Source organism: Vibrio sp. R10-SG-ISO4 (assembly GCF_059834135.1).
Genome location: NZ_JCBDHJ010000008.1, coordinates 184,541 through 203,597 on the forward strand (window position 1 = coordinate 184,541; position 19,057 = coordinate 203,597).

The following is a 19,057-nucleotide window of genomic DNA, read 5'->3' on the forward strand; positions in this document are numbered from 1 at the left end:
GCATCGGGTCGGTAGAATGCTGCGTCTAAATTTTTGTCCTGAGACTAATTGGAGATGGCTTTGACCTCGCTTTTTAGTGTGGTGAGAAGAGATCGCTGATTAGTCCGGTAGTCCACATTGTTGGTTACCGATACTCGAATTACGAAATGTGTTCATCGAGCACACAAAGGATGGACCGAATTAGTGGCGTGCGGTGGTGACACTCTGCTCTGCTAATAAGGAACATAAGCTCAGCTTAGCTGAGCCTGTATTGAGGTTATTGAATAATGCAAGTTACTGTTGAAACGCTAGAGGGCCTAGAGCGTCGTCTAAACATTACTGTTCCTGCTGCTAACATCGAAGATGCTGTAACAGCTGAACTACGCAACATCGCAAAAAACCGTCGTTTCGATGGTTTCCGTAAAGGCAAAGTGCCTCTAAAAATGGTTGCTCAGATGTACGGCAAAGCGGTACGTCAAGACGTAATGGGTGAAGTGATGCAACGCCACTTCATCGAAGCGATCGTTAAAGAGAAGATCAACCCAGCAGGCGCTCCAACTTTCGCTCCAGTAGAAGCAAAAGAAGGCGAAGACCTAGTTTTCACTGCAACGTTTGAAGTTTACCCAGAAGTTGAACTGAAAGGTCTAGAGAACATCACTGTTGAAAAACCAACAACTGAAGTTCAAGACGCAGACGTTGAAGAGATGATCGACACATTGCGTAAGCAACAGGCAACTTGGAAAGAAGTTGACGAAGCTGCAGAAGAAGGCAAGCGTGCGACTATCGACTTCGTTGGTTCTATCGACGGCGAAGAGTTCGAAGGCGGTAAAGCAGAGAACTTCCCTCTAGAAATGGGCGCAGGTCGCATGATCCCAGGTTTTGAAGACGGTATCGCAGGTAAGACTGCAGGTATGGAATTCGAAATCGACGTGACTTTCCCAGAAGATTACCACGCTGAAAACCTAAAAGGTAAAGCAGCGAAATTCGCTATCAAACTGAGCAAAGTTGAAGCGCGTGAACTGCCTGAGCTAAACGACGAGTTTGTTGCTAAGTTCGGTGTAGCAGAAGGCGGTGTTGATGCTCTGAAAGCGGAAGTTCGTAAGAACATGGAGCGTGAGCTGAAGCAAGCGGTTAAAAACCGCATCAAAGAGCAAGCGCTCGACGGTCTAGTGAAAGAGAACGACATCGACGTACCAGCAGCGCTGATCGACCAAGAAATTGGTACTCTACGTCAGCAAGCGGCTCAACGTTTCGGTGGCAACCCAGAAGCCGCTGAACAGCTTCCACGTGAACTGTTCGAAGAACAAGCGAAGCGTCGCGTTGTCGTTGGTCTTCTTCTAGGTGAAGTGATCAAGTCTGAAGAGCTAAAAGCTGACGACGAGAAAGTGAAAGCACTGATCGAAGAGATGGCGACAGCGTACGAAGATCCAACTGAAGTGGTTGCTTACTACGAGCAAAACGAGCAAATGATGAACAACATGCGCAACGTTGCTCTAGAAGAGCAAGCAATCGACGCTATCATCGCTAAAGCTCAGGTTTCTGAGAAAGCAGTAAGCTTCAACGAGCTTATGAACCAGCAGCCAGCTTAATAGGCAATATCTTGCGTAGGTAGTTGACTAAGCGTCGACTATTCTGCTAACAATGGTCCGTATGATATTATCATCCGGGCCATTTATTTTAGGGACATAAGAATATGAGCTACCAAGAAAAAAATGCAATGTCGCCAATTCTAGACGCGCTAGTACCCATGGTGGTTGAACAAACTTCCCGAGGTGAACGTTCCTACGACATTTATTCACGTCTACTTAAAGAGCGTGTAATTTTCCTGACTGGTCAAGTGGAAGACCATATGGCAAACCTTGTCGTGGCACAGCTGCTTTTCTTAGAATCTGAAAATCCTGATAAAGACATCTTCCTCTATATCAACTCGCCAGGCGGCAGTGTGACTGCGGGTATGTCAATCTATGACACCATGCAGTTCATCAAGCCTAACGTCAGTACCGTTTGTATGGGACAAGCGTGTTCTATGGGGGCCTTCCTGCTTGCTGGTGGTGCGCCAGGCAAGCGTTATGTACTGCCTAACTCACGCGTGATGATTCACCAACCGCTGGGCGGATTCCAAGGACAAGCGTCAGATATCCAAATTCATGCGCAAGAAATTTTGACCATCAAGCAAAAGCTCAATAAGTTGCTAGCAGAGCACACGGGTCAACCGCTTGAAGTGATTGAACGTGATACCGACCGTGACAACTTTATGGCAGCCGAACAAGCCGTTGAATATGGTTTGGTGGATGCGGTATTGACGCATCGCGGTGAATAAGCCAGAGCAAATTGTTCTGCGCAATTATGAATGATTTGATGTACACTCAAATCATAAAGAGTAAAGGCTAAGAGGTTAGCGAATGACAGATAAAAGCAAAGAGAGCGGTAGTAGTAAGCTTCTTTACTGCTCTTTCTGCGGCAAAAGCCAGCACGAAGTTCGCAAGCTGATCGCTGGTCCGTCAGTTTACATCTGTGATGAATGTGTCGACTTATGTAATGACATCATCCGTGAAGAAATCAAAGACGTGCTTCCGAAAAAACAGTCAGAAGCACTACCGGTGCCGCGCGAGATCCGTGCCCACCTTGATGATTATGTGATTGGCCAAGATTACGCTAAAAAAGTGTTAGCAGTAGCCGTTTATAACCACTATAAGCGTTTACGTAATGGGGACACGACCAGTGAAGGTGTTGAGCTAGGTAAGAGTAACATCCTTCTAATTGGTCCAACGGGTAGTGGTAAAACACTGCTTGCAGAAACGTTAGCACGTTTCCTTGATGTACCATTTACTATGGCTGACGCGACCACGCTGACAGAAGCGGGTTACGTGGGCGAAGACGTAGAAAACATCATCCAAAAACTGCTGCAAAAATGCGATTACGACGTGGCGAAAGCAGAACGTGGTATCGTTTATATCGATGAGATCGATAAAATTTCGCGTAAAGCGGAAAACCCTTCAATTACCCGCGACGTGTCGGGTGAAGGTGTGCAGCAAGCGTTGCTTAAATTGATTGAAGGTACGGTCGCATCCGTTCCTCCTCAAGGGGGTCGTAAGCATCCACAGCAAGAGTTCTTGCAAGTGGATACCTCCAAAATCCTCTTTATCTGTGGCGGCGCATTTGCCGGCTTGGATAAAGTGATTGAGCAGCGCGTCGCAACAGGCACAGGTATCGGTTTTGGCGCAGAAGTGCGTTCAAAAGATGAAACCAAAACCGTGGGTGAGCTGTTCACTCAAGTGGAGCCTGAAGATTTGGTTAAATACGGCTTAATTCCTGAGTTCATTGGTCGTCTTCCTGTAACGACGACGTTGACTGAGCTTGACGAAGAAGCCTTGATTCAGATCTTGTGCGAGCCTAAGAACGCATTAACCAAGCAGTACGCGGCACTGTTCGAACTAGAAGATGCTGAGCTTGAATTCCGTGAAGATGCATTGCGTGCGATTGCGAAGAAAGCCATGGAGCGTAAAACAGGTGCTCGTGGTCTTCGTTCTATCCTCGAGAGTGTTCTGCTTGAGACCATGTACGAATTGCCATCAATGAACGACGTCAGCAAAGTCGTGATTGATGAGTCAGTGATTAAAGGCGAATCGGATCCGTTGCTGATTTATAGCAACGCCGATAACCAAGCCGCTGGCGCTGAATCTTAATCGGATTCACAAACTAAGATGGTGTAAGAAAGGGAGTAATCAATTACTCCCTTTTTTTTATTCTTCCATTGAATCCAACCAATTAGCCCCCATATACTGCTCATAAGACTAAGCGGAAGAGAGAAGAATATGAACTTGGAACGTTCCGAACGTATCGAGATCCCCGTACTACCTCTAAGAGATGTAGTGGTTTACCCGCATATGGTAATTCCTTTGTTTGTTGGTCGTGAAAAGTCGATTGCGTGCCTAGAAGCTGCAATGGACAACGACAAGCAAGTCTTGTTGGTGGCACAAAAAGAAGCTGACACCGACGAACCCACGAAAGACGATCTGTTTGAGGTAGGAACGGTCGCCACCATTTTGCAGCTGCTTAAGCTCCCTGACGGTACGGTGAAAGTACTGGTCGAAGGTCAGCAGCGCGCGAAAATCCATCAGTTTTATGAAGAAGAGTTCTTCACTGCAGATGCAGAATTTTTGTTGACTGAGCCACTGGACGAGCGAGAGCAAGAAGTGATCGTTCGCAGCGCGATCAACCAGTTCGAAGGCTTTATCAAGCTCAACAAAAAAATCCCACCTGAAGTTCTAACTTCGTTAAGTGGCATCGATGAAGCCGCACGTCTGGCGGATACGATTGCAGCGCACATGCCACTCAAGCTGGCTGAAAAACAGAGTGTGTTGGAAATTCTTGATGTCACAGAGCGTCTAGAGTTTTTGATGGGGCAGATGGAATCAGAAATCGATTTGCTTCAAGTTGAAAAGCGTATTCGTACACGCGTTAAGAAGCAGATGGAAAAGTCGCAGCGCGAATACTATCTGAACGAGCAAATGAAAGCGATTCAGAAGGAGCTGGGCGAGTCTGAAGACGGTGTTGACGAATTTGAGACGCTCAAGCAAAAAATTGCTGAAGCGAAAATGCCGCAAGAAGCGCGTGAGAAGACTGAGCAAGAGCTGCAAAAGCTGAAGATGATGTCGCCAATGTCGGCAGAAGCGACCGTGGTTCGTGGTTACATCGATTGGATGATTGGTGTGCCATGGAACAAGCGCTCGAAAGTGAAGAAAAACCTCGCCAAAGCAGAAGAAGTGCTCAACGAAGATCACTACGGCTTAGAGCGAGTGAAAGAGCGCATTCTTGAATATTTGGCGGTGCAAAATCGCATCAATAAATTGAAAGGACCTATCCTGTGTCTCGTTGGTCCTCCAGGTGTGGGTAAGACGTCGCTAGGTCGCTCTATCGCAGCGGCTACCGGGCGTAAATACACGCGTATGGCGTTAGGTGGGGTACGTGATGAAGCGGAAATCCGTGGTCACCGCAGAACCTACATTGGTTCCATGCCAGGCAAGTTGATTCAGAAAATGTCCAAAGTGGGGGTGAAAAACCCGCTGTTCTTGCTGGATGAAATCGACAAAATGTCATCGGATATGCGTGGTGATCCGTCATCGGCGCTCCTTGAGGTTCTCGACCCTGAACAAAACAACGCATTCAATGACCACTACTTAGAAGTGGATTACGATCTGTCCGATGTGATGTTTGTTGCCACCTCAAACTCAATGAACATTCCGGGGCCACTGCTTGACCGTATGGAAGTGATTCGTTTGTCGGGTTACACCGAAGATGAAAAGCTTAACATTGCGAAACGTCACTTGGTCGACAAGCAGATCAAGCGAAACGGTTTGAAAGCGGGTGAGATTGACATTGAAGACTCAGCGATCATCGGCATTATTCGCTACTACACGCGTGAAGCGGGTGTGCGTAGCTTAGAGCGTGAAATTTCGAAGATCTGTCGTAAAGCGGTGAAGAACATTCTGCTCAAACCGGATTTGAAGAAAGTGACGGTGAGCATGGATAACCTCAAAGAGTATCTAGGTGTTCAGCGCCATGATTACGGTAAAGCGGAAGACAGTAATCGTATTGGACAGGTAACAGGATTAGCGTGGACGGAAGTCGGCGGTGACCTGTTAACCATCGAAACCCAATCGATGCCAGGTAAAGGTAAGTTGACTCAAACCGGTTCATTGGGTGATGTCATGCAGGAATCGATTCAAGCTGCGATGACCGTGGTACGTTCGCGCGCTGAAAGCTTGGGTATCAACTCTGACTTTTACGAAAAGCGTGATATTCACGTCCACGTACCTGAAGGTGCCACGCCTAAAGATGGTCCGAGCGCCGGTATCGCGATGTGTACCGCTTTGGTGTCTAGCTTGACGGGCAACCCAGTCAAAGCTGAGGTGGCCATGACAGGTGAGATCACGCTGCGTGGTGAAGTTTTGCCGATTGGTGGTTTGAAAGAAAAACTGCTGGCGGCGCACCGTGGTGGTATTACAACGGTTCTTATTCCAAAAGACAATGAACGCGATTTGGAAGAGATTCCAAGTAACGTCATCGCGGATCTGAAAGTGATTCCGGTTCAATGGATTGATGAAGTCCTGAAAGTCGCACTCGAAAAAGACCCGTCAGGTGTTGAATTTGCTCACTAAAAAGAGTGATGTGCAGCAAAAATAAGTAAAAGATTACGCTGATTAGCCGAAAAAGGCTTGTCAGCGTTTTTTTTGGGCGCTAACGTTAGCTCTTAAAGCGCCAGCCCTTGTCTGATAAGGCTTGCGCTTATATTTGGAAATGAAAATGGAACACAGCTGTCTCATTAAAAATAAAACAGGCGGCACAAAGGGGAATCACAGTGAATAAAACACAATTAGTAGAAAAAATCGCAGAAAACGCAGACCTATCTAAAGCTTCAGCAGGTCGCGCACTAGACGCTTTCATCGAAGCTGTAGGTGACACTCTACAGTCTGGTGATCAAGTCGCATTAGTTGGCTTTGGCACATTCAGCGTACGTACTCGTGCAGCTCGCACAGGTCGTAACCCTAAGACGGGTGAAGAAATCCAAATCGCAGAAGCGAAAGTACCCGCATTCAAAGCCGGTAAAGCTCTAAAAGACGCTTGTAACTAATTCAGAAATTTGACTGCATTTGCAGTTTTTTCGAACCTTTTTAAATTATGCGCATCCTACTGATGCGCATTTCTTTTTCTGGTATTATCGCGCTAATAGTTTTTTTAGTTCAATTAAGTACTTGCTGCTCAAAATATAAGCATCTTGGGCAGAGTACAAGCGGAGAGTAGTTTCAGTATGATGGACCGATTACGCGAGGGCGTGAACAGCATCGCGGTTAAAATTATCCTAGGGCTTATCATCCTATCTTTCGTTTTTGCAGGTGTGGGTAGCTACATTGTCGGTGGCTCAAACAATTCAGCAGCAAAAGTAGGGAATGTTGAGATTGGTCGTGGTGAGTTTGAACAGGCTTACCAAAACGAACGTAACCGAATGCAAGCTCAGCTTGGCGATTACTTCTCAAACCTGTTGGCTGACCCAAGTTATGTGCAATCTTTCCGCAAATCTGTGTTGGATCGAATGGTCAACGATGCGTTGCTAGAGCAGCATGCTGAGTCATTGGGGCTACGCGTGAGCGATGCTCAGGTTCGTACGCTCATTTTGGACATGCCTCAGTTCCAAATTGATGGCAAGTTCGATCAGGACATCTACCAATCTGCGTTGCGTCGTGCGGGCTTCAGTGCTGAAAGTTTTGCTGAGTACTTGCGTCGTGACTTAGTGCGTAATCAGTTACTGACTGCCATCCAGAGCAGTGACTTTGTGCTTGATAATGAAATGGAAGCACAGGGCCAACTGTTGACTCAAACTCGTGATATTAAAAAGGTCACACTCTCTCTAGAAGAGTTTGCCAACAAAGCGAATCTGTCTGAAGAAGAGATTCAGGCCTATTACGAACAAAACCCTGAGCGTTACACTCGCCCAGAGCAAGTAAAAGTTGCGTACATCGAACTGTCTGCTCAGGCGCTTAAGGAATCGATTGAGATCAGCGATGAGCAAGCGAAGCAGTACTATGAAGAGCATCTCGATAAATACTCTTCTGATGAGCAGCGTAAAGTGAGTCATATCCTTATCCAAGGTGATGATGAAGTCAAAGCGCAGGCAATTTTAGACGAGCTACAAGCGGGTGCAGATTTTGCTACTTTGGCACAAGAAAAGTCAGACGACTTTGGCAGTGCAGAAGAGGGCGGTTCACTGGGTTTCATAGAGCGTGATGTGATGGATCCCGCCTTTGAAGAAGCGGCCTTTGCTTTGGAAAATGAAGGTGAAATTTCAGGTTTAGTGAAGTCAGATTTTGGTTACCACGTCATTAAGCTTGATGAGCGAAAAGACGCGGTCGCTAAGCCATTCGAAGAGGTTAGTGCGTCTATTAAGCAAGAGCTCACCGATCAGCAGGCCATCGATCAATTCTACGAACTGCAAAGTGAGTTAGAAAAAGTCGCCTTTGAGTACCCAGATTCACTGGATGATGCAGCAAAAGCGATTGGCGCCACAATCACAACGACGGATTTCATCTCGCAAGTGGACGCGCCTGAGGTGCTAAGATCGGCAGCCGTCATGCAAGCCATCATGAGCCCTGAAGTGAAAGAAGACGGCCTCAACTCAGAAGCGATTGAGATTGCTCCAGAGCACATTATCGTGGTGCGTGTTGAAGAGAGTCGTGATGAAACACTGCTGCCGCTTAGTGAAGTCCGCGAACAGTTGATGGTGTCGCTAGCTAAAGTCAAAGGTGAACAAAATGCCATTGAACTTGCTAAAGCGATGACCGAACAGTTAGAGCAAGGCGACGCATCACTATTGGAAGAGAATGGCCTGGCGTTCTCAGACGTAGAAACCATCGATCGCAGTTCTCCTTATGCTCAGACGGTATTTGCGTTGCCAAAACCTGCAGCGGGTGAAGTTCATTACGCTCAGACCAAAGACCTTAATGGCGACATTGTGATCGTTGAATTAAGCCAAGTCTCGAGTGAGTACGACGCTCAATTTAATACTCAAATTGGTAATCAACTGCTTCAGACGAGTTCACAACAAGAACTCAGTGGACTGGTGAGTATTCTTCGTAAAACCTACGATATCGAGTATTACGCGGTGGCTCAATAATCCCGCTGGCGTGCGAGGCATCGCACGCTAACCGTGTAATTGATAATCTCATCATAACGGGCTGCATCTGCAGCCCGTTATGTTTTCTACTTTTCGCACTTTCTCCTGAGGATACGCACGTTACTCTAGTAGCGGTAATTCAGTGAACTAAGGAGATCCTATGCGAGGGAAAGCATCCCCACTTTTAGCACGCTTGAAAAGCGTCTTTTCTGTCGCAGCGATTACGCTGTGTTTTGTGACCAGTCCACTCTCTTTTGCCAATGAGCAAAAGCAACCAGATAAGTATGAGGGAATAGAAATAACGGTTAACATCAATCAAGCCAGTGCAGAAGAATTGGCCGATTTGCTCTCAGGGGTTGGGATAAAGAAAGCTCAGGCTATCGTAGAGTATCGACAAGCAAACGGAAAGTTTAGTGCAGCCAATGATCTCACCCAGGTAAAAGGGATTGGTGAGGCGATCGTGACAAAAAATGCGGATCGCATAAAGCTTTGAGCGTGATCGTTCAACCGATGTGACCTTTTAAGCATCAATAACCTACTAGAGAGGAATGCCCACTCTCAGCAGTTCTAGTAGGTTTTTATTCACTTCTTTATAGCTGATAAAGATTTTCATTCTGTAACAATATCCAATTAAATGCACTATCACCCGATCCCGCCTAGCGAAAATACGCGTATGAGTATATAATTTGTCGCCGAATTTCAAGGTCAACGCACTTTGCTCTTCACTTCAACGTTGTCACGTTTTAATCATGAGCCATTGCCATTTGAACGTGTGTTTTGTGGAGATCACCGCGGTGACCGTCAATAGACTTGGAGTAAAACATGTCGTCTCATACACCGGTCGTGACCGTTGATGGACCAAGTGGTGCGGGTAAAGGCACGCTTTGCATGCTGTTAGCAAAAAAATTAGGCTTTCATCTTCTCGATTCTGGCGCGATCTATCGCGTATTAGCCTTGGCTGCTATTCATCATGGTGTCGATTTAGAATCTGAAGATGCACTGGTGCCGATTGCGACTCATCTTGATGTCCAGTTCGTTGCAGAAGGCGATTTGGTGCGCGTTATTCTTGAAGGGGAAGATGTTTCTCGCGAACTTCGCAAAGAAGAGACAGGTATGGCCGCATCAAAAGTGGCCGCTTTACCACGTGTACGAGAAGCGCTACTGAGACGCCAACGCGCCTTTGCTGAGGGCAAGGGTTTAGTGGCCGATGGCCGTGACATGGGCACTGTCGTTTTTCCTCAAGCTGAGGTGAAGATTTTTCTCGATGCCAGCGCTGAAGAGCGAGCGAATCGTCGCCTCAAACAGTTGCAAGGCAAGGGCTTAGATGTTAAATTTGACGACCTTTTGAGCGAGATCCAAGAGCGAGACGACAGAGATCGTAATCGCCCTGTGGCGCCATTGCGCCCGGCAGAGGATGCGCTTTTGCTCGATTCTACCTCGATGAGTATCGACGAAGTGGTAGAAAAGGCACTACAATATATCGAATCGAAGCTAGTCGCTTAGGCGGCTAGGTAAGAGCGTTGGTCGCATGGATGATGACTAGCGAATTTAATAACCCCATGTGGTAGGACACCCGTGGACGTTTAATTTATTGAAGATTAACTAAATGACTGAATCTTTTGCTCAACTCTTTGAAGAGTTTCTAAACGAAACAGAATTCCAACAAGGCAGCATCGTTAAAGGTACTGTAGTAGCTATCGAGAACGGTTTCGTTCTTGTTGACGCTGGTCTTAAGTCTGAGTCTGCTATCCCTGCAGAACAGTTCAAGAACGCTGCTGGCGAACTTGAAGTTGAAGTGGGTGCTGAAGTAGACGTAGCGCTAGACGCTGTTGAAGATGGTTTCGGTGAAACTCAACTTTCTCGCGAGAAAGCGAAGCGTCACGAAGCTTGGATCGTACTTGAGAAAGCTTACGAAGAAGCTGAAACTGTTGTTGGTATCATCAACGGTAAAGTTAAAGGCGGTTTCACTGTTGAACTAAACGGTATCCGTGCTTTCCTTCCAGGTTCTCTAGTAGACGTACGTCCTATCCGTGACACTGCTCACCTAGAAAACAAAGAGCTAGAGTTCAAAGTTATCAAGCTTGACCAGAAGCGTAACAACGTTGTTGTTTCTCGCCGTGCGGTAATCGAGTCTGAGAACAGCGTTGAGCGTGATGAGCTTCTAGAAACTCTACAAGAAGGCGCAGAAGTTAAAGGTATCGTTAAGAACCTTACTGACTACGGTGCATTCGTAGACCTAGGCGGCGTTGACGGCCTACTACACATCACTGACATGGCTTGGAAGCGCGTTAAGCACCCTTCTGAGATCGTAAACGTTGGTGACGAGATCCAAGTTAAAGTTCTTAAGTTCGATCGTGAGCGTACTCGCGTATCACTAGGTCTTAAGCAGCTAGGCGAAGATCCATGGGTAGCAATCGCTAAGCGTTACCCAGAAGGTCACAAACTATCTGGTCGCGTAACTAACCTAACTGACTACGGCTGTTTCGTTGAAATCGAAGAAGGCGTTGAAGGTCTAGTACACGTTTCTGAAATGGATTGGACTAACAAGAACATCCACCCATCTAAAGTTGTTAATGTTGGCGACGAAGTTGAGGTTATGGTTCTTGAAATCGACGAAGAGCGTCGTCGTATCTCTCTAGGTCTGAAACAGTGTAAAGCTAACCCTTGGCAGTCTTTCGCTGAAGCGCAAGCTAAAGGCGACAAAGTAACTGGTAAGATCAAGTCTATCACTGACTTCGGTATCTTCATCGGTCTAGAAGGCGGCATCGACGGTCTAGTTCACCTATCTGATATCTCTTGGAACGTTGCTGGTGAAGAAGCGGTTCGTGAGTACAAGAAAGGCGACGAGATCTCTGCAGTTGTTCTAGCAGTAGACGCAGAGCGTGAGCGTATCTCTCTAGGCGTTAAGCAAATGGAAAATGACCCATTCAATGCTTACGTTGCAGAGAAGAAGAAAGGCGTTCTAGTTAACGGTACTGTAACTGCAGTAGACGCTAAAGGTGCAACTATCGAGCTTGAAGAAGGCGTAGAAGGTTACATCCGCGCATCTGAAGTTTCACGTGACCGCGTAGAAGACGCTTCTCTAATCCTAAGCGCTGGTGACACTGTTGAAGCGAAATTTACTGGCGTTGACCGTAAGAACCGCGTAATCAACTTGTCTATCAAAGCGAAAGACGAAGCTGAAGAGCAAGAAGCAATGGCTACACTGAACAAAGCAGACGATGCTTCATTCGGTAATGCTATGGCTGACGCTTTCAAAGCAGCTAAAGGCGAGTAATCTCGTCGATAGTTAGAAAAAGGAGCCGAAAGGCTCCTTTTTTATTGCCTATCAGTGACCTAGTGTCCAATTTGTAGAAATCGTACGAAATTGTCGCGAAGACTACACAAACTGACGAAATCTTGTCTAAAATTGATAGCAAGTGTTTGTTGGAACTACTATTAGTAACTATAATAAATGATAAATTACTCTACGAGGGATACTATGACTAAGTCTGAATTGATAGAAAGACTCTGTGCTGAGCAGACCCATCTTTCAGCAAAAGAAATTGAAGATGCGGTAAAAGATATTCTCGAGCACATGGCGTCAACACTGGAAAGTGGTGACCGCATTGAAATTCGTGGTTTTGGCAGTTTTTCTTTGCACTACCGTGAGCCTCGTGTGGGTCGCAATCCAAAGACAGGCGATAAAGTGGAACTCGAAGGTAAGTATGTTCCCCACTTTAAACCGGGCAAAGAATTACGTGAACGCGTAAATATTGGATAGATTTTCACTGCCTTATTCATAGCGGATGAAGGCAGTATAAAAAAACGGCATACATTAGGTATGCCGTTTTTTTATAAAATGAAAACCCGAGATAACCATGGTTTGTTCAGTGGTTTTACTGCATAATCGTAGCAGCGTTTGTCCATTCAGGTGATAGAAGATGAAAATTATAAAAATTGTTATCGTACTGGCTCTGTTTCTTGTCGCGCTGGCATTAGGTTCGCAAAACCAAGAGGTTGTGAACTTCAATTACTTATTAGCTCAAGGTGAATTCCATCTTTCAACCCTACTTGGCGTGGTATTTGTCGTTGGCTTTGTGATTGCTTGGATCATCTTTGGCAGTTTACATTTACGCTCTCAGCTTGAAGTTCGTAAACTCAAACGCCAGGTCAAGAAACTCTCTCCGGCTGAATCGACACCAGAGCAGTCAAACGCATAATACACTTAGTCGTTAGGTAGGCTCTTCACTCGATGTTAGAAATACTCTTCTTGTTATTGCCAATTGCCGCCGCTTACGGTTGGTATATGGGTAACCGTAGTGCCCAGCAAGACAAGCAGAAACAGTCCAATCAGATTTCCCGTCAGTACGTGACGGGTCTAAACTTGTTGCTGTCCGATCAGTCCGATAAGGCGGTCGACCACTTTATCGAACTGCTCCAAGTTGACAATGAAACCATAGATACCCATTTAGCATTAGGTAATCTCTTTCGCTCTCGTGGTGAAGTGGATAGAGCGATTCGTATTCACCAAAATCTTATCTCACGTTCAGGGCTGACCATCGACCAGAAAAATATCGCGTTGCAGCAGTTAGCCAAAGATTACATGGCGTCGGGTTTTCTCGATAGAGCGGAAAAGATTTTTGAACAACTCGTGGACGAGCCCGATCATAGAGAAGCGGCATTAGGCCAACTGGTCGCGATTTATCAGCAGACACGAGAGTGGGGCAAAGCAATAGAATACGCCACGCTTCTCGTTAAGATGGGGCGTAAGCGTATGCGCAGTAGCATCGCGCATTTTTGGTGTGAGCTTGCAGCGCAAGAAAAGCTCGAGGGGAACATCGACAAAGCCACGCAACATTATAAGCGCGCTTTATCTGAAGACCCCAAATGCGTACGAGCCTCTTTGGCGCTCGGGCGTCTATTTCTTGATGCTGAAAATTACGCTGAAACCATTCACTACCTTGAACAAGTGCTTGAACAAGACAGCGACTTTGTCAGTGAAGTGTTGCCGACGTTGGCGGAGTGCTATCACCATATTGGTGATCAAGAAGCGCTATTGGATTTTTTGCGCCGTTGTATTACCAACAAAGCGGGTGTGTCAGCGGAACTGATGCTGGCTCAGTTGGTGGCCAAGCATGAAGGCGCAGGAGCTGCGCAAGAATTGCTCACAAGGCAGCTGGTTAAAAACCCAACAATGAAAGGTTTTTATCGCTTGATGGATTATCATCTAGCGGAGGCAGAAGAGGGCCGCGCGAAAGCGAGCTTGGCAACCCTGCAAAAGTTGGTGGGTGAACAGTTAAAAGTGAAGCCTCACTATCGTTGCCGTAAATGCGGATTTTCAACCCACTCCCTCTATTGGCATTGTCCATCATGTAAAGGGTGGGGCACGATTAAGCCCATTCGAGGATTGGATGGCGAATAGCCATAAATTTTTAAATGCAGCGGCGATCCCGCTGCTTTTTTTCGACTTATAGATACATTAGGAGATGAAATGATCGACCAAAAAGTGATAGTTGCGCTGGATTATGACAACCAAGCTGACGCACTGGCTTTTGTTGATAAAATCGACCCAGCGTCTTGCCGACTCAAAGTTGGTAAAGAGATGTTTACTCTCTTTGGTCCCAATTTCGTCAATGAGCTGCACAAGCGCGGCTTTTCTGTTTTTCTCGACCTCAAGTTTCACGACATTCCGAACACCTGCTCCAAGGCCGTTCGCGCTGCTGCTGAGATGGGGGTATGGATGGTCAATGTTCACGCCAGTGGCGGTGAACGCATGATGACGGCATCACGCGAGATACTGGAGCCTTATGACAAAGATCGCCCGCTGCTCATCGGAGTTACTGTACTAACGAGTATGGAGCAGCAAGATCTCGCGGGCATTGGATTGGATGTCGCGCCTAAAGAGCAAGTGGTACGCCTTGCAACGCTCACTAAAAATTCTGGGCTGGACGGTGTTGTTTGTTCGGCGCAAGAAGCGAGCATGCTTAAGAGTGAGTTGGGTCGTGACTTTAAATTGGTCACACCAGGCATTAGACCAGCGGGCGCAGCAGTGGGGGATCAGAAGCGTATTATGACGCCTGTTGATGCCATTCAAGCAGGGTCAGATTATCTGGTGATTGGTCGCCCTATCACGCAGGCGAGCGACCCTGCGGCGGTGTTGGCAGAGATCAACGCCACATTGGCTTAAATCATAGTGTATGACTAACAAGGCCAGCAAATTGCTGGCCTTGTGCGTTCTTGGGGTTATTCGGCGCAAAGTGGTACGCCACTGTGGAACTTAAAATCAGCATCGGGTGATGAAATAAGCGCGGCTTCTTTCTGACCAAAATAGTGAATGCGATCTGAGATGTCTTTGCCTGCGATCTCCTCAGCGAGCACGAGATAGTCTTGATAATGACGCGCTTCTGAGCGGAGCAGGGAAATATAAAACTTACCAATATCTTCATCCATTAATGGCGCCAGTTTGGCAAAACGTTCGCACGATCTCGCCTCGATATATGCGCCAATGATCAATTTATCGATCAGTGTTTGCGGCTCATGCGTTGCCATCTCTGATATAAGGCCTTTTGCGTATCGGCTGGCAGGAATCGGCTCGTACGTGATTCCTCGTTGTTCCATGATTTCCAGCACCTGATAGAAGTGGTGCAACTCTTCTTTGATCAGTAACACCATCTTATCGATCAGCGCTTGGCTGTAGGCTGAATCCGATTTCGCCATGATTGACTTGGTAATGTTGCTTTTGCCTTTCAGTGTCTCTAGGTTACCCGTTTGACGATAGGCGAAATCTTCATAGGGCTTGAACCATTCAAGTAACGCAGTCGCACTCGATGGGTCGACCGCATACTTTCGAATCAAGTACATCGCCGACTGACCTGCCTTTAGCTCGCAAAGCAAGTGGTCGATCAACACGGTTTTTAGGTTCTCTGGTTTACTTGCTTCGTTGACCCACTCGTCCGGGGTGTGACAATGAAGAAATTGATGGATGGGAGAGAGTAAATCCTGGTATTGAGCTAAATCTGACATGGGGTATCTGTTTAAATAGAAAAGGTCGCAACCGCGACCTTTGAAAAGGGTGATAACTGATTATATTACCATTTTTTCTTGGCACCAAAGAGCACGTCCATATCGTCTTGACGTTCTTTCTCTTCGATTTGGTGTAACTCTTCCGCGTTGCGTGATTGACGTTTCTGCTCAAGCTGATCATACATCTCCTGCAGCTTTTCTCTCGCTTGGTTGGAGTAAGCGTCATTTTTGGTGCTTAATGCATCCAAGCCTTTGCGCAGCAGTTGAATCGCGGTACCCGGTTGGCCACGTACGATGGCATCGTTGGAACGTTTGATAACATTTTCGATATTGATGCGAATCTGAATGGTTTCCAGACGCGCGTTCTCAGTGACGAAAGTCTGAGTGTCTAGGCGTCCTTTGTTATGTTCGCTGCGAACGGTATCACGAAGACGTTTCACTAGCTTAAGCATCACAATGGCTTGTTTGTCACTGGTTGGCACCTTGAAAGCGGTACTCTCACCTGACTCACTATTTTTCAATTGAGCAATTTGTTGTTTGACGGATTCAACACGCTGTTCCAATTGTTTGTTCTTCGGATCCAGTTCATACATGCTTTGCAATGAATCTAAGATACGATTGTTTAAGCAAACGAGTAGCTCTTTACTATAAGGAAGGTGGTGCGCGTGACCGATAAGTTCTTCTGTTGCATCAATGATTTGCAGGTAACGTGAGCTTTCTTGTTTCTTGGCCGTTTCAACTTTCACTTTATACTGAAGCATAATGTTGTAGCCAAGAACGAGAACCAACAAGATGGCAACGAGCGCTATGATTAAACCAATATTCATAAATTCCGTATCTTATGTTCCGTCATGGTTAGCAGTTAAGGATACATGATCCATCGCCGCTAGACACTTTTTTATATTATTACTCAACAGATTATTTAAAGTAATGAAAAACATCAACTGCTGAGCAAATCTGTGCCTCTGCTTGCAAAACATCCGCTTGAATCCAATTTGGTTATGCTTTTGCGTCGCATTTAAAGCATAGGACTATTATTTTAAGCCTAGAGGCGTTATAACTAAATATTATAAAATATGTTGGCACTTGCCGTGCGTAGGTAAGGGAATACGAGGTCGAGAATGAAATTACAACAATTGAAGTACATTGTTGAGGTGGTCAATCACAATTTGAATGTCTCCGCGACGGCGGAAAGTCTTTATACATCGCAGCCTGGCATCAGTAAACAAGTACGATTACTTGAAGATGAACTCGGCATTCAAATATTTGAGCGCAGCGGCAAACACCTTACCCAGGTAACGGGCGCGGGCCAAGACATTATTCGTATTTCTCAAGAGATCCTCGCGCGCGTTGAAAGCATCAAAGCGGTCGCCGGTGAGCACACTCACCCGGAGATGGGCACGCTCAATATCTCAACGACCCATACCCAAGCGCGTTATGCCTTGCCGGATGTGATCAAAGGGTTTACGGCGCGATACCCTAAAGTCTCCCTTCACATGCACCAAGGCACCCCTTCGCAAATGTCAGAAGCGATTGCGAAAGGCACTGCCAACTTTGCCATTGCGACGGAAGCACTGCACCTTTACCAAGATGCTATCATGTTGCCGTGTTACCACTGGAATCGCTCTATTGTGGTACCTAAAAATCACCCATTGGCGCAGAAAGCTCAGGTGACCATTCAAGATCTTGCCTCATACCCTCTGGTGACTTACGTCTTCGGCTTCACAGGCCGCTCTGAGCTCGACACGGCCTTTAATAAGGTTGGTTTAACGCCAAGAGTCGTGTTCACTGCGACCGATGCAGATGTGATTAAAACCTATGTAAAAATGGGCATGGGAGTCGGCGTGATTGCCAGCATGGCGATTGACAAAACTCAGGATACCGATTTGGTTTCCATCGATGCAAGCCACATCTTTGGCGCCAGCACCACCAGTATCGGGTTCCGTCGTGGTACCTTCTTGCGCTCTTACATGTTTGATTTTATGGAGCGCTTTGCGCCACACTTGACTCGCCCTGTGGTTGAGCAAGCTCTGACGTTAAAATCCAACGCCGAAATTGAAGAGATGTTTAAAGACATCGAACTGCCAGTGCGATGATCGAGAGGCATTTCCAAGCGCTGGATGACTATTTACGCCAACATCAAGTCTATTGGCGTTTTGAGCCTTTTCTCGCGAGCAGCGCCTCTTCTCTACCTTGGCAAGCGATCAACCCCGATCTTTGCCATTGGTTAAATGCCTTGTCGGATGAGGAGATTGAGCAGTACAAATCGGATACCGATGCGCTGCTCGCCGCGATGACGCCACATTTTCCTGAGCTAGGCAGTATCAAAGCGCTTACCGATTTATCGCCCTATTCACTACCGACCGCGAGCCATCTATCGACAGATGTTGAGAGCATGTCACTGCCTCGCGGATTAGACAAAGGGATCCCCGGCAGAAAACTTCGACAGATCACCTTAATGGGCAGCGCAGCGCTGGCGCATCACAAAGGCGATGAATGGTTGGAGTGGTGTTCGGGTAAAGGTTATCTCGGCCGTATCTTGGCGAGTCAATCTCAGCAAAACGTCACCAGTTTCGAGTACCAAGCGGCTCTCTGTTTATCTGGGCAAGCGGAAGCGGATCAGATGGGCTTGACGATGACGTTTGTTCAAGGCGATGCATTGAGCAACGAAAGCCAATCGATACTTAAGCACAATCAACACGCGGTGGCGCTTCACGCGTGTGGTGATTTACACGTTTCACTCATGCACAAGTCAATTGCCGCAAAGCTGCCCGCTATAACCTTATCACCTTGCTGTTATCATTTAATCGAAGGTGAGACCTATCAAGCTCTCTCGGCTCAAGGAAAGGCATCAAGCCTTGGATTAACCCAGCAAGAACTGCGGATCCCGCTACAAGAAACCGTGACTGGCGGCGAGCGAGTCAAACGCCATCGCCAACTGGAAATGAGGTATCGATTAGGTCTCGATTGTCTGTTTCGTCAAGCGTTGGATTATCGTCACTATGAGCCGATCCCCAGTGTAAAAAAATCACAGTTATCCGAAGGCTTTGAGTCGTTTTGTCACTGGGCATGTCAACAAAAGGGGATAGAATTACCGAGCGTTGACTTTGCTGACTATGAACAGCAGGGGATGAGGCGTTATTGGCAGATGGAGCGATTGAGTCTTTGTCTGCAAGTTTTTCGCCGTGTGCTTGAACTGTGGTTAGTGATGGACAAAGCGCTCTACCTAGAGCAGAACGGATACCGCGTCTACGTAGGCGAATTTTGTTCGAGAGAAACCACGCCGCGCAACATTTTAATCCATGCTGAACGTCAGTCGTGACTGAAGTCTACCCGCCTCTCTTTTTTGTTACTGCGCTGTTAAAAGTTGCTTCCTTTTTCATCACCTTGTTGGTAATAATG

Annotated in this window: 17 protein-coding genes; 15 read left to right on the forward strand and 2 right to left on the reverse strand. The window is 46.7% G+C overall.

Going from position 1 to position 19,057, the window contains the following annotated elements:
• The first annotated feature begins 266 nt into the window (after positions 1 to 266).
• The 13 genes from tig to pyrF all read left to right on the forward strand — a co-directional run bounded on the left by tig (position 267) and on the right by pyrF (position 14,819).
• Positions 267 to 1,568: a trigger factor gene (gene tig, locus AC6R03_RS04670; RefSeq protein ID WP_500626083.1), complete on the forward strand. Its 1,302-nt coding sequence runs from the start codon at positions 267 to 269 to the stop codon at positions 1,566 to 1,568.
• 104 nt (positions 1,569 to 1,672) lie between these two features.
• Positions 1,673 to 2,299 (forward strand): ATP-dependent Clp endopeptidase proteolytic subunit ClpP, encoded by a 627-nt coding sequence (gene clpP / locus AC6R03_RS04675; RefSeq protein WP_045975254.1) that lies wholly within the window; start codon positions 1,673 to 1,675, stop codon positions 2,297 to 2,299.
• A gap of 82 nt (positions 2,300 to 2,381) precedes the next feature.
• Positions 2,382 to 3,665 (forward strand): ATP-dependent protease ATP-binding subunit ClpX, encoded by a 1,284-nt coding sequence (clpX, locus tag AC6R03_RS04680; RefSeq protein WP_334552573.1) that lies wholly within the window; start codon positions 2,382 to 2,384, stop codon positions 3,663 to 3,665.
• A 129-nt stretch (positions 3,666 to 3,794) separates the two neighbouring features.
• Complete coding sequence (gene lon / locus AC6R03_RS04685) at positions 3,795 to 6,140, forward strand: endopeptidase La (RefSeq protein ID WP_500630052.1); 2,346 nt, start codon at positions 3,795 to 3,797, stop codon at positions 6,138 to 6,140.
• Positions 6,141 to 6,334: 194 nt separating this feature from the next.
• Positions 6,335 to 6,613: a non-specific DNA-binding protein Hbs gene (hbs, locus tag AC6R03_RS04690; protein WP_334552786.1), complete on the forward strand. Its 279-nt coding sequence runs from the start codon at positions 6,335 to 6,337 to the stop codon at positions 6,611 to 6,613.
• A 177-nt stretch (positions 6,614 to 6,790) separates the two neighbouring features.
• Positions 6,791 to 8,650 carry a peptidylprolyl isomerase gene (gene ppiD, locus AC6R03_RS04695; protein ID WP_500630324.1) on the forward strand — a complete coding sequence of 620 codons (1,860 nt, stop codon included), beginning with the start codon at positions 6,791 to 6,793 and terminating at the stop codon, positions 8,648 to 8,650.
• A gap of 160 nt (positions 8,651 to 8,810) precedes the next feature.
• Entirely contained in the window at positions 8,811 to 9,143 is a 333-nt protein-coding gene (locus tag AC6R03_RS04700) for a ComEA family DNA-binding protein (RefSeq protein ID WP_334552570.1), read from the forward strand.
• Between the two features lie 329 nt (positions 9,144 to 9,472).
• Complete coding sequence (gene cmk, locus AC6R03_RS04705) at positions 9,473 to 10,153, forward strand: (d)CMP kinase (RefSeq protein WP_334552569.1); 681 nt, start codon at positions 9,473 to 9,475, stop codon at positions 10,151 to 10,153.
• Positions 10,154 to 10,256: 103 nt separating this feature from the next.
• Positions 10,257 to 11,927 (forward strand): 30S ribosomal protein S1, encoded by a 1,671-nt coding sequence (rpsA, locus tag AC6R03_RS04710; protein ID WP_334552568.1) that lies wholly within the window; start codon positions 10,257 to 10,259, stop codon positions 11,925 to 11,927.
• A 204-nt stretch (positions 11,928 to 12,131) separates the two neighbouring features.
• Positions 12,132 to 12,413 (forward strand): integration host factor subunit beta, encoded by a 282-nt coding sequence (gene ihfB / locus AC6R03_RS04715; RefSeq protein WP_011080796.1) that lies wholly within the window; start codon positions 12,132 to 12,134, stop codon positions 12,411 to 12,413.
• A 160-nt stretch (positions 12,414 to 12,573) separates the two neighbouring features.
• Complete coding sequence (locus AC6R03_RS04720; protein WP_500630323.1) at positions 12,574 to 12,852, forward strand: lipopolysaccharide assembly protein LapA domain-containing protein; 279 nt, start codon at positions 12,574 to 12,576, stop codon at positions 12,850 to 12,852.
• A gap of 32 nt (positions 12,853 to 12,884) precedes the next feature.
• Positions 12,885 to 14,054 (forward strand): lipopolysaccharide assembly protein LapB, encoded by a 1,170-nt coding sequence (gene lapB / locus AC6R03_RS04725; protein WP_334552566.1) that lies wholly within the window; start codon positions 12,885 to 12,887, stop codon positions 14,052 to 14,054.
• Positions 14,055 to 14,123: 69 nt separating this feature from the next.
• Complete coding sequence (gene pyrF / locus AC6R03_RS04730; RefSeq protein ID WP_500630322.1) at positions 14,124 to 14,819, forward strand: orotidine-5'-phosphate decarboxylase; 696 nt, start codon at positions 14,124 to 14,126, stop codon at positions 14,817 to 14,819.
• 56 nt (positions 14,820 to 14,875) lie between these two features.
• Here pyrF and miaE read toward each other — a convergent pair whose 3' ends face one another.
• Together miaE and AC6R03_RS04740 are read right to left on the reverse strand one after the other, a co-directional pair.
• The gene (gene miaE / locus AC6R03_RS04735) at positions 14,876 to 15,655 is read right to left on the reverse strand and encodes a tRNA isopentenyl-2-thiomethyl-A-37 hydroxylase MiaE (protein WP_500630321.1); all 780 of its coding nucleotides are present in this window, start codon (positions 15,653 to 15,655) and stop codon (positions 14,876 to 14,878) included.
• Between the two features lie 65 nt (positions 15,656 to 15,720).
• Positions 15,721 to 16,482 carry a DNA repair protein gene (locus AC6R03_RS04740; protein ID WP_334552563.1) on the reverse strand — a complete coding sequence of 254 codons (762 nt, stop codon included), beginning with the start codon at positions 16,480 to 16,482 and terminating at the stop codon, positions 15,721 to 15,723.
• A 294-nt stretch (positions 16,483 to 16,776) separates the two neighbouring features.
• Between AC6R03_RS04740 and cysB the strand changes: the two genes are divergently transcribed.
• Entirely contained in the window at positions 16,777 to 17,751 is a 975-nt protein-coding gene (gene cysB / locus AC6R03_RS04745; RefSeq protein ID WP_334552562.1) for an HTH-type transcriptional regulator CysB, read from the forward strand.
• Positions 17,751 to 18,977, forward strand: a complete 1,227-nt coding sequence (locus tag AC6R03_RS04750) for a methyltransferase (RefSeq protein WP_500630365.1) — start codon at positions 17,751 to 17,753, stop codon at positions 18,975 to 18,977. Before cysB ends, AC6R03_RS04750 begins: the two co-directional genes overlap by 1 nt.
• Positions 18,978 to 19,057 lie beyond the last annotated feature (80 nt).

Excerpts from the sequence above, each read along its gene's own strand:
- tig (WP_500626083.1), top strand. The coding sequence starts at position 267 with ATGCAAGTTACTGTTGAAACGCTAGAGGGCCTAGAGCGTCGTCTAAAC.
- clpP (WP_045975254.1), top strand. The coding sequence starts at position 1,673 with ATGAGCTACCAAGAAAAAAATGCAATGTCGCCAATTCTAGACGCGCTA.
- clpX (WP_334552573.1), top strand. The coding sequence starts at position 2,382 with ATGACAGATAAAAGCAAAGAGAGCGGTAGTAGTAAGCTTCTTTACTGC.
- lon (WP_500630052.1), top strand. The coding sequence starts at position 3,795 with ATGAACTTGGAACGTTCCGAACGTATCGAGATCCCCGTACTACCTCTA.
- ppiD (WP_500630324.1), top strand. The coding sequence starts at position 6,791 with ATGATGGACCGATTACGCGAGGGCGTGAACAGCATCGCGGTTAAAATT.
- AC6R03_RS04700 (WP_334552570.1), top strand. The coding sequence starts at position 8,811 with ATGCGAGGGAAAGCATCCCCACTTTTAGCACGCTTGAAAAGCGTCTTT.
- cmk (WP_334552569.1), top strand. The coding sequence starts at position 9,473 with ATGTCGTCTCATACACCGGTCGTGACCGTTGATGGACCAAGTGGTGCG.
- rpsA (WP_334552568.1), top strand. The coding sequence starts at position 10,257 with ATGACTGAATCTTTTGCTCAACTCTTTGAAGAGTTTCTAAACGAAACA.
- ihfB (WP_011080796.1), top strand. The coding sequence starts at position 12,132 with ATGACTAAGTCTGAATTGATAGAAAGACTCTGTGCTGAGCAGACCCAT.
- AC6R03_RS04720 (WP_500630323.1), top strand. The coding sequence starts at position 12,574 with ATGAAAATTATAAAAATTGTTATCGTACTGGCTCTGTTTCTTGTCGCG.
- lapB (WP_334552566.1), top strand. The coding sequence starts at position 12,885 with ATGTTAGAAATACTCTTCTTGTTATTGCCAATTGCCGCCGCTTACGGT.
- pyrF (WP_500630322.1), top strand. The coding sequence starts at position 14,124 with ATGATCGACCAAAAAGTGATAGTTGCGCTGGATTATGACAACCAAGCT.
- miaE (WP_500630321.1), bottom strand. The coding sequence starts at position 15,655 with ATGTCAGATTTAGCTCAATACCAGGATTTACTCTCTCCCATCCATCAA.
- AC6R03_RS04740 (WP_334552563.1), bottom strand. The coding sequence starts at position 16,482 with ATGAATATTGGTTTAATCATAGCGCTCGTTGCCATCTTGTTGGTTCTC.
- cysB (WP_334552562.1), top strand. The coding sequence starts at position 16,777 with ATGAAATTACAACAATTGAAGTACATTGTTGAGGTGGTCAATCACAAT.